Origin of the sequence: Bifidobacterium jacchi (genome assembly GCF_009078285.1) — a bacterium.
Taxonomy (GTDB): Bacteria; Actinomycetota; Actinomycetes; order Actinomycetales; family Bifidobacteriaceae; genus Bifidobacterium; species Bifidobacterium jacchi.
The window spans coordinates 1-2047 of the sequence record NZ_RQSP01000010.1 but is presented as its reverse complement, the minus strand read 5'-3'; the positions used below and the strand labels follow the sequence as shown (position 1 = coordinate 2047).

The window sequence follows — 2047 nt, the reverse complement described above, 5'->3', positions numbered from 1 at the left end:
GCGGAGAGCGGGCTCAGCGCAAGAGAATCTCGAAATGGCCGATTCCTTCGAGAATCTCTTGCGCTGGGAAGCGCGCTGGGGAGTGGTGCCAAGGAATCACACGGGGAAACAGAGTCGACGATCAACCGCCCGATGAGGATAAACTGCGGTGCCACCAGCGCAACCGCCATGGCCGGCACCCGCACCCACATCGTTAACACCAGACGCCAAGCCCCACGGTCAACGGCACTACTGGCACCACCAGCTCCATCGGCGCCACCAACCCGTCAGCGGGGCCAACAACCCGTCAGCGGCGCTTGCGGCCGAGTACGCCGGGAAGCCACCGATTCATGATCTCGGCGCACGGCGTGCAGATCGCCAGATTGATCAGGATCGCACCCAACGCGCAGGCAAGCCGCATACCGACATCCGCCGATGTCGCGTCAAGACCGACAAAGCCAAGCAGCCAGGGAATCAGCCACGGATATATCGGCGCATTGATGCAGTAGAACACCAGCGTGTTGCGACCCCAATACGCCAGCAGCCCTCCGAGCACTCGGTCCAGCGGCCTGCAATCCGCGATGGTGCGGCACAACGCGAACACCATCCAGATTCCGGCAAACGCCCCGATCACAAAGCACAGCGGATTGCCCAAATCATTCATATACGGATTCACCGCACCGCGGAACACGCGCGAATCCAGCCATACCGCCGCAATCAACAACGCACAGGCCGGAATGATCGCCCACGCGCGCAACGCGCGATGCAGTCGGTCAGCATACGGGCGCAATGCCACGCCGACCACGAAGAAGCCGGACATCGACAACGCAACATCGCCGCACCACGGAAGGACGACATGCACGAACGCGCTGTACAACCATCCCAACGCCAGCAGCACCGCCGAGACCAGAATCAGCGCGACGAACCTTCGGCCGCCATCCAATCCCAGACTGGTCACCACTCGAAGCAGCACATAGCCGCCGATCTCAATGACAAACAGACAGACCAGAAACCATGGAATGCTACCGAATCCTTCACGCCCGCGAAGATTGACCGCGTAACCAGCGAACCATGTGAGATACCTACCAATCGACCATCGTTCGCCGCCGAGCGCAACGCTGATCAGCCGTTCGATGAGAAACGTCACGACGGACAGGAACAGACCAGGAATCAGCAGCGTACGCACCTTGTTCCACAGGAACGGCGGAAATGACGCGTATCGGCGAATCGAGAACACGAATCCGGAGAGAAGAAAGAACACCATCATGTCATAGGCTGAGACCACTGCGGACAGACTGTCCGGCGCGGCGCTGTGCATGATGAACACGCCAAGAATCGCAACCGCCTTTGCGTAATCGACCCACGCGATGCGCTTCGTTGCGGCAGCCGGCGTGGCGGTTGCAGAAACCGAGATGTTACCGACTGAGCTACCGACGGGCGCAGCATTCTCTCTCATTCACATACCTCCAAGCGACTGATCGCATTGCGCAGCCGATGCACCGCGACAGCACCGGCAACATGCAGACCGCGAACTCATACGCATACTAGCCCATAGCGCCGTCTTTGATTCACACCGCGCCGAGCCGCGCTCGCGGCACATATAATACAGGAGGAACTGAGGAACTGAGGTGATTCATCATAGGTGAATCCGCAATAGGGGAAGCCACAGGAAGAACAGGAAAAAGCGAACCATGGGGACGCAGCATAACGCATCGCAGCAGGCCATAGCACATCCGGCGCATCCGGCAACGCCACGTACTCTGTACCCGATTCTGGACTCGCTCAAGTTCGTGCTGGCGTTCTTCGTGATCGCCGAGCACACTGCGGTGCTTTCCTCGCTGCCTAGCGTCTGGCTGCATATCGGCCAGTCACTGCTCTGGCCGGCGGTCGACATATTCTTCGTCATCTCAGGTTTTCTGTGCTTCGACAAGGCCCAGCCCCCCCCCGATGACGAACAGCGCCGGGCGGGTTCCAGTGATCGTTGCAACACCTGACCGACCGACGGGAGGAACAGGTGGGCAGGTGGTTGTTCGAGGGCGTGGAGTACGCGACGAGGTCGCAGATGTGC

Annotated in this window: 2 protein-coding genes; one reads left to right on the top strand and one right to left on the bottom strand. The window is 60.0% G+C overall.

The annotated features are described in order from the left end of the window. Positions 1 to 286 precede the first annotated feature (286 nt). Complete coding sequence (locus tag EHS19_RS04175) at positions 287 to 1435, bottom strand: acyltransferase family protein (RefSeq protein ID WP_151916536.1); 1149 nt, start codon at positions 1433 to 1435, stop codon at positions 287 to 289. Between the two features lie 235 nt (positions 1436 to 1670). On the opposite strand from EHS19_RS04175, the gene EHS19_RS04170 reads away from it, so the two are divergent. After that, positions 1671 to 1973: a hypothetical protein gene (locus EHS19_RS04170; RefSeq protein ID WP_151916535.1), complete on the top strand. Its 303-nt coding sequence runs from the start codon at positions 1671 to 1673 to the stop codon at positions 1971 to 1973. The last annotated feature ends 74 nt before the right edge of the window (positions 1974 to 2047 follow it).

Excerpts from the sequence above, each read along its gene's own strand:
- EHS19_RS04175 (WP_151916536.1), bottom strand. The coding sequence starts at position 1,435 with ATGAGAGAGAATGCTGCGCCCGTCGGTAGCTCAGTCGGTAACATCTCG.
- EHS19_RS04170 (WP_151916535.1), top strand. The coding sequence starts at position 1,671 with ATGGGGACGCAGCATAACGCATCGCAGCAGGCCATAGCACATCCGGCG.